The sequence below is a fragment of the Emergencia sp. 1XD21-10 genome (genome assembly GCF_009936045.1).
GTDB lineage: Bacteria > Bacillota > Clostridia > Peptostreptococcales > Anaerovoracaceae > Senimuribacter > Senimuribacter intestinalis.
In genome coordinates this window covers 32,461-39,731 of the sequence record NZ_QWEQ01000028.1, presented here as the reverse complement: position 1 = coordinate 39,731, position 7,271 = coordinate 32,461, and the positions used below count along the sequence as shown (strand labels likewise).

General features: G+C 45.5%; 7 protein-coding genes and 1 pseudogene. 3 read left to right on the top strand and 5 right to left on the bottom strand.

The window, feature by feature from the left end:
* Window positions 1-364: pseudogene (locus D1151_RS14565) on the top strand (winged-helix domain-containing protein); the annotation flags it as partial.
* Between the two features lie 60 nt (window positions 365-424).
* A complete protein-coding gene (locus tag D1151_RS14560; protein ID WP_161909373.1) occupies window positions 425-1,453 on the top strand; it encodes a D-alanyl-D-alanine carboxypeptidase family protein in 1,029 nt (342 codons plus the stop codon).
* Window positions 1,454-1,457: 4 nt separating this feature from the next.
* Here the strand turns inward: D1151_RS14560 and D1151_RS14555 are convergent, their stop codons facing one another.
* Window positions 1,458-1,871, bottom strand: coding sequence for an Rrf2 family transcriptional regulator (locus tag D1151_RS14555; protein ID WP_160200907.1), 414 nt, complete (start codon window positions 1,869-1,871; stop codon window positions 1,458-1,460).
* 362 nt (window positions 1,872-2,233) lie between these two features.
* On the opposite strand from D1151_RS14555, the gene cysK reads away from it, so the two are divergent.
* On the top strand, window positions 2,234-3,166 hold the full coding sequence (gene cysK, locus D1151_RS14550) for a cysteine synthase A (protein WP_161909372.1): 933 nt from the start codon (window positions 2,234-2,236) through the stop codon (window positions 3,164-3,166).
* A 97-nt stretch (window positions 3,167-3,263) separates the two neighbouring features.
* Here the strand turns inward: cysK and D1151_RS14545 are convergent, their stop codons facing one another.
* From D1151_RS14545 to D1151_RS14530, 4 genes are all read right to left on the bottom strand, one after another.
* Complete coding sequence (locus tag D1151_RS14545; protein WP_243151227.1) at window positions 3,264-4,538, bottom strand: sensor histidine kinase KdpD; 1,275 nt, start codon at window positions 4,536-4,538, stop codon at window positions 3,264-3,266.
* Complete coding sequence (locus D1151_RS14540) at window positions 4,510-5,217, bottom strand: response regulator transcription factor (protein ID WP_160200909.1); 708 nt, start codon at window positions 5,215-5,217, stop codon at window positions 4,510-4,512. Before D1151_RS14540 ends, D1151_RS14545 begins: the two co-directional genes overlap by 29 nt.
* 82 nt (window positions 5,218-5,299) lie before the next feature.
* Complete coding sequence (locus D1151_RS14535; protein WP_161909371.1) at window positions 5,300-6,673, bottom strand: MATE family efflux transporter; 1,374 nt, start codon at window positions 6,671-6,673, stop codon at window positions 5,300-5,302.
* Complete coding sequence (locus D1151_RS14530; RefSeq protein WP_161909370.1) at window positions 6,663-7,214, bottom strand: DUF2284 domain-containing protein; 552 nt, start codon at window positions 7,212-7,214, stop codon at window positions 6,663-6,665. The genes D1151_RS14535 and D1151_RS14530 overlap by 11 nt, the downstream gene beginning before the upstream one ends.
* Window positions 7,215-7,271 lie beyond the last annotated feature (57 nt).

Below are 7,271 nucleotides of genomic sequence, written 5' to 3'. Positions count from 1 at the left end.
CTGGCCCGGTAATATCAGAGAACTTGAAAATATAGCGACCTATTATCAGACACTTTCTGCTTTACCTCCTCAGATTAGCCAGCAGAACGGTAACGGAATTCCACTGAGGCTGTCCGGTGTCAGCATCAATCTCGCTATTTTAAAGGAAATCCGAGACCACACGCAGCTCTCTCACGGCATTGGCAGAGTTGCACTGATTCAAAGTCTGAGCCAGCGAAACATAAAAATCAGCGATTTTAGATTGCGCAGCGAATTGGCTGCACTGCAGGAAAAGGGGTATATCGAAGTCGGAAAAGGTCGTCTTGGCACAAAAATTACCGAAACCGGTCTTGACTTTCTTGCTCATTCCAATGACGCCATGTAGCTTTGTCCACGTATAAATATTTAAATAGAAACCATTAAATTTACGAAAGGGAACTCAACTATGACCAACGTAGAAAAAAAACTTTACGCAGTCCTTTTGATTGCACTCTTCACTGCTTTTGCGCTCCTCTCAGGCAGCCAACACACCTTTGCTAGCGAAATTACCGGCGAAGACGTCATCAAAAATTCCAAAGCGGGCATTTTGTACGAAGCAACGACAGGAACTGTTGTCTGTGAGAAAAATGCAGATATGCAGCTCCCACCCGCCAGCATGACTAAAGTTATGACCGCCATTTTGGTTCTGGAACAAAACCCTAATCTCGAAGGCGAGCTTACAGTAAACAAAAACGCCGTCAGACACTACTACTGCAGTTACATGGAACCGCAGAGGCACCTCCTCGCCGGCGAAGTCATCTCTTACGAGGAGTGCATGAAATACCTGCTGATTCCATCAGGAAACGAAGCCGCTACCGCCTTCGCCTTCGAACTGTGCGATACTTTCTCCGAATTCGTCGACATGATGAACGCAAAAGCAAAAGAAATCGGCTGCAAAAATACCAATTTCAAAGATCCTGTCGGGCTATCTTCCAGCGATCATTACACCACGCCGCGCGACATGGTAAAAATCTGCGAATACGCAATGCAGTTTGATAAATTCCGCGAAATCGTCGCTATGGAAGACGGTGCAGTTCCTGCTTCCAACGTGAGAGAAAAAGGCTTTGACTACTACACTACCAACTACGTAAAGTATCCCGACGACCGTTACGAAAGCCCTTATTCTCAGTACGTAACAGGTATCAAAACTGGCTATACCCCTGCTGCCGGCTGGTGTCTGTCCAGCTGTATGGAAAAAGACGGTCTGGTGTGGTATACCGTTGTCATGGGTGGAGATGAACTGGATAACGGCGATGGACGAATCCTGCAGGGTGACTTCATTGACACAATTGCTCTTTACGAACAGACCGAAGGACTAACTGCCGATGATTTAAAAAAGCCCATCAGCCCGCTTCTCATCGGAGGTATCGCTGTTGCCGCAATCGCCATCATCATTTTAGTATTCTTCGCTATGAAGAAGAAAAAGACCAGCTAAACAGCTAGTCCTTAAAAAAACCTTCGACTAAATCTTGCAAAGTAATATGGAAGAAAAAATCATATACCATATCGTCAAAGCGCTGCCACATCGGCAGCGTTTTGCATTTGCTCCTTTGCGGGCAGCTTTCCGCTCCTTTCTGCAAACACGCTACAGTTGCCAGCGTTCCTTCCGCCAGTTCTAAAATCTCTCCAACGGTGTATTCCTGCGGTCTGCGGGTCAGCTTATAGCCGCCGCCCTTGCCGCGAGCACCGACAAGGAGTTTTTCCTTGACCAACACCTTTAAAATAATTTCAAGGTACTTTTTGGAAATTCCCTGCCTCATGGCAATTTCGTCCAGTGGTATAAATTTATCCGTATTCTGCTCTGCAAGGTCAATCATTACTCGCAGTGCATATCTGCCTTTCGTAGAAATCATAGTGCGCCTCCTTTTGGGTTAAACCTATTATACTACAAGTTTTTAGGTTTTTTCAAGGGCGCCAGTCTGTTTTCTACGGCAAATCCATAAAAAATTTCTAACAAATAGGTGACATAGAGAAACATTGACAAATCCTTGAATTTTTTGTATTTTTGTCAACAAGCACGAAGAAAACAGAGGGTTTTCCGGTCATTTTAAGACACTAAATTGACAAAAACACGCAGATGAGCATAATTTGTCAATATCGACAGCTGTAAAAGAAAACTTGAGCAAACGCCGGCGATTTTTCCTATTTACCTATTGACAAAATAGGTTTATAGTTGTATGATATTCCCATAAAACAAACAGAAAGGGGCTTTAACATGTCAAAGATATACACTTCCGCCGACCAACTCATCGGCGGCACACCGCTTTTAGAGCTTAAGAATATTGAAAGTGCACTGAATTTAAAAGCAAAAGTCCTGGTAAAACTGGAGTATTTCAACCCTGCCGGTTCAGTCAAGGACCGCATTGCCAAAGCCATGATTGATGACGCTGAACGGTCCGGAAAACTGCATCCAAATTCAGTCATTATTGAACCTACCTCTGGCAATACCGGTATCGGGCTTGCAGCTGTTGCTGCCGCAAGAGGTTACCGCATTATCATTGTAATGCCAGAAACTATGTCCATTGAACGCAGGCAGCTCATGCAGGCTTATGGCGCAGAGCTGGTGCTGACAGAAGGCGCAAAAGGCATGAAAGGCGCTATCGCAAAAGCGAAAGAACTTGCAGAAACTATTCCAAATAGTTTCATTGCCGGTCAGTTCGTGAATCCTGCTAATCCAAAGATTCATCATGAAACTACCGGACCCGAAATTTTTGAAGACACCGATGGACAGGTTGATATCTTCGTAGCAGGAGTCGGCACCGGCGGCACCATTACCGGAGCTGGTCAATATTTGAAAGAGCAGAATCCCGCCATCAATGTGGTCGCTGTTGAACCTGCTTCTTCAGCAGTTTTATCCACCGGCGCTGCCGGCTCCCATAAAATTCAAGGAATCGGCGCCGGCTTTGTTCCGGAGGTACTGGACACCCAAGTCTATGATGAAATCATTACCGTATCAGACGATAACGCCTTTCACGCAGGTCGCCTTATCGCAAGCAGAGAAGGAATCCTGGTTGGCATTTCCTCCGGTGCTGCCCTTCATGCTGCTGTAACCCTTGCAAAACGTCCGGAAAACGAGGGAAAGACTATCGTCGCCATTCTTCCAGATACGGGCGACAGGTATCTGTCCACGCCTCTCTTTGCAAAATAATCATGTTAAAGTGCGCAATGTGCATCATTGATTCAAAAAATTCAAATGCACCATTAGCTCGTTTTCGCTTAAAATGGTGCATTTTTATCTCGTTTTTTCACTGTACCTCTTCAACAGGAAAGCTCAAAGTCGCTTTGAACTGGTCACAGTCGATGTTAATGTCAAAAGCCCCTCCAAGCGCACCTGCATAGGTGCTGACAATAGCAAGTCCCAGTCCGTTCCCCTCGCTGGAACGAGCTTTATCACCGCGGGCAAACCGCTCCACAATATCCTCCGCATTGAAGTCCATAAAGTAGCCCGCAGTATTGGTAATTTCCAGGCAAAGTCTTCTCTCTGTAGCCCTGTCTGCAAAATAGGTTCGTACAAAAACTCTCGTTCCTTTTGCGGAATATTTCAGTGCATTCTCAATCAAATTTTGGCAGATACGGTACATGTGCAAATTGTCCGTCGTCAGGTGTGTGTCTTCCTCAGTCATGGAAGTAACAAAGTACAGCCCGCTCTCCTGAATTTGACTGTCCATATCAGCAAAAATCTGCTTAATTAGCATGTTGATTTCCACCGGCTCTAGGTTAATCTGGATATTGCCACTGCTGGCTTTCGCCAAAGAGAAGAGACTTTCTATCATTTCCTTCAGCTTTTGCGCTTTGTCAGAAATTACGTCCACGTAATCCCTCGCCACATCATCCAGTTCTTCTTTTTTCAAAAGCTCCAAATATCCCACCATAGAAGTCAGCGGCGTTTTTAAATCGTGAGATACATTGGAGATCAGATCTACCTTCAGCTGCTCGCTCTTCGCCTCTTTTTCCAGACTCTTACGCTCCAGTTCGATGGCCTCCAAAAGCCTTGCCTTGTTGATATCAGTTACCTTTTCCATCATCATATCAAGGCGCCCTCGCATAAATTTTTCCACGTGAACCTTACACAGCATATAGAGCAAAATGACCGTCCCAATCAGATAGTAGCTAGTCGCCAGATTCGCGTAATAATAATAGTAATACGATGTCATCTGCTGAAAGCGATAAAACAGCAGCGCAACTATAAGGAGTACAACAAATATGGTCAGAAGAATTTTTTGCTGCTGCCTTTGCTTCTGTTTCCATTCCTGATAAAAGTCACCGTTTTGCGGAATCCAGCTCCGATAAATGCGCGAAAGCGCCTCAGGAATTAACAGCGCCATCGCACCTGCCATGGGAAAATACCCCACAATTCCGATTGTCCAAACCTCCTTAGTTGTCAGACGCCCCAGATAGTGCAGTATGAGCACTGCCGTGAAGATACCGATAATTGCCAGGACGATTCCAAAAAAAAGCTTACGATTTTCTTTCAATACTCCCTTTACTTTTTTAATTGAACTTTTCCATTTTGTATCCAATTCCCCACACCACCTTTATGTATCTTGGATTTTTCGTATCAATTTCAATTTTTTCCCGGATATGTCTGATGTGTACCATGACGGTGTTTTCCACAGCAAAGGTCGCCTCTTCACCCCAAACGTTTTCATAGATTTGTTCGGCAGGAAAAACTCTTCCGGCGTTTTCCATCAGCAGTTTGAGGATTTTGTACTCCGTCGCCGTCAGCTTAACCTCCTCGCCCTCCACGATGACGTTCTTCTGGCGTCTGTCCAAAACCAGCCCGCCGTTGACAACTTTATCCTCGTCAGATTTAGGACTGCCGCCGCCCCACATGTGGTAACGGCGCAGCTGTGCCTTTACACGGGCAATGAGTTCTGCCGCATTATACGGCTTGCTGATATAATCATCTGCTCCCAGAATCAAGCCGGACACCTTATCGCTTTCTTCCGTCTTCGCTGACAAAATGATACAGGGAATCTTATGATTCTCCCTGATTTTCATCAGCGCAGAAAGTCCGTTCAGCCGCGGCATCATGACATCCAGCAGAATCAGATCCACCGGATTTTTTTCAAGGACCTCTAGCGCCTCCATTCCATCATAGGCTGTAAGAATGAAATATCCCTCCAGTTTCAAAAGCTTCCCCAGAGAGTCAACAATTTCCCTGTTATCATCTACAATTAAAATGGTCTCTGCATCCATGTCAGTTTAACCTCCTCCATATCCTGTCATTACTTTACAAAATTCCCTTTATAAAAAACATAATGAAATTCTTAAAAAAACCTTAATTCTCCGGATCATCTCGCAGCATACGGCGCATTTCCCGCAAAAATAATGTAACTGTCGCCGCTACGGCGATTGCATCCGCCACCGGTTCTGCCAAAAATACGGCAAAAACCTTGTCCATAAAGAATACCGGCAGCAGGAAAATCAGCGGAATCAATACGATAATCTTTCTAAAAATCGCCAAAAATGCACTAATTTTCGCATTTCCAAAAGCAATAAACGACTGCTGGCAGGAAATCTGCAACCCCATTAAAAGAGAGGTCGCCATATAAATGCGCAGCGCCCATGTTGTAAATTCTACCAGCTGCGGATCATCGGTGAATATTCCCGCAAAGACAGAAGGCACCAGTTCCGCCAAAAGCCAAATTATTGCCGCATATACAAAGCAGCTGACCGTCTGCAGTTTAACCGCCTGCTTCAGTCTGGTCATATTTTTTGCGCCAAAGCTGTAACTGATAATCGGCTGGCCGCCCTGCGTCAACCCCTGCATAGGCAGCATAGAAAACTGCATAACGCTGGATAGAATCGTCATAGAGCCAACGGCTATATCTCCTCCATATTTCAGCAGCGACGTATTGAAACATAAGGTCAGAAGACTTTCTGTAGACATCATCACAAAAGGTGCAATGCCAAGTGCGACACACGGCAGCAAAATTGATTTTTCTGGCTTCAGATATTCTCTCTTTAGACGCAGCACCGTCTTTTTCCCCCGCAAAAATCGATATGCCCATAGGGCGCTGATAGCCTGGGATATTACCGTTGCAGTTGCTGCACCTCGCACGCCCATATGCAGTCCGAAAATGAAAATCGGATCCAATACAATATTCGTTACAGCGCCGATGACAACAGTCATCATGCTGATCTTCGCAAAGCCCTGCGCCGAGATAAAGGCGTTAAGGCCTAACGTCGCCTGTACAAACACGGTTCCCAGCGCATAAATGGTGATGTACTGCTGCGCATAGTCTATGGTGTTCTCACTAGCGCCAAAGAGAAGCAAAAGCGGCTCTTTAAACATCAGCACCACTGCGGTCAGCACCGCCGCAGTCATCAAAAGGGCAGAAAAACAGTTGCCCAAAATTTTCTCCGCTGTGATATTATCCTGTTTCCCCATAAAAATGCTGGCGCGGGGCGCACCGCCCATGCCCATCAAATAGGCAAAAGCCGATACAATCATGATAATCGGAAAACAAATCCCCACACCTGTCAGCGCTGCAGCGCCCTCACCCGGAATATGCCCGATATACATTCTGTCCACCATGTTATAAAGTGCATTAACTACCTGAGATGTAATGGCAGGAACAGCCAGCACAAACAGCAGACGCCCTACAGACGTCTGCCCTAAATCCACTTCATTAGCCTGTTTAAGCCTCATTACCGTTATACTCTCCTTTGCAAAGCAGACCTCCGACCAGCACGAAGTAGTCTGGCACTTTCCCCTCTTCAATCCACTGCAGATTGATTCCCAGCAGCTTGCTTGCAGTCAGTCCTACATTGCCGCCAAGGGATTCCACTGAATAGCGCATTTTTTCCGGAAAGCGACACGGCTGTCCAAGGGGTTTGCTGCAGTTATCCTCACCGCAAATATGACAGCTTCCTGCACTTAGGGATCTGCTGCCCGGCTGCCTTTCTTCTGCTGCGAAAAGTTCTGCTGTTAACGCCTTCTTCACCTCAGTCATCAGATTCTCCCAGTCATCTTTTTCCTCCTCTGCAAGAATCATTTTCTTTCCAACGACATGCAAGGTGTCAAATTGTTTCCAGTAGTCTTCTACCGGGTCAAAGTCATAGGATGGGCAAGACCATTTTCTGTCATAATTTCCGCAGACTTTACAGCATTCTAAAAATTCCTCCACATTGACGTAGCCTTCGATATAAGTCGGCATGTCAATTGTCTTTTCAAATGTTTCAATTTTCATAGTTCCAGTTTACCATAAAATGATTTTGTGGTAAACTGGTTATATACCATTCTTCTG

Excerpts from the sequence above, each read along its gene's own strand:
- D1151_RS14535 (WP_161909371.1), bottom strand. The coding sequence starts at position 6,673 with ATGAGGCTTAAACAGGCTAATGAAGTGGATTTAGGGCAGACGTCTGTA.
- D1151_RS14560 (WP_161909373.1), top strand. The coding sequence starts at position 425 with ATGACCAACGTAGAAAAAAAACTTTACGCAGTCCTTTTGATTGCACTC.
- cysK (WP_161909372.1), top strand. The coding sequence starts at position 2,234 with ATGTCAAAGATATACACTTCCGCCGACCAACTCATCGGCGGCACACCG.
- D1151_RS14555 (WP_160200907.1), bottom strand. The coding sequence starts at position 1,871 with ATGATTTCTACGAAAGGCAGATATGCACTGCGAGTAATGATTGACCTT.
- D1151_RS14540 (WP_160200909.1), bottom strand. The coding sequence starts at position 5,217 with ATGGATGCAGAGACCATTTTAATTGTAGATGATAACAGGGAAATTGTT.
- D1151_RS14530 (WP_161909370.1), bottom strand. The coding sequence starts at position 7,214 with ATGAAAATTGAAACATTTGAAAAGACAATTGACATGCCGACTTATATC.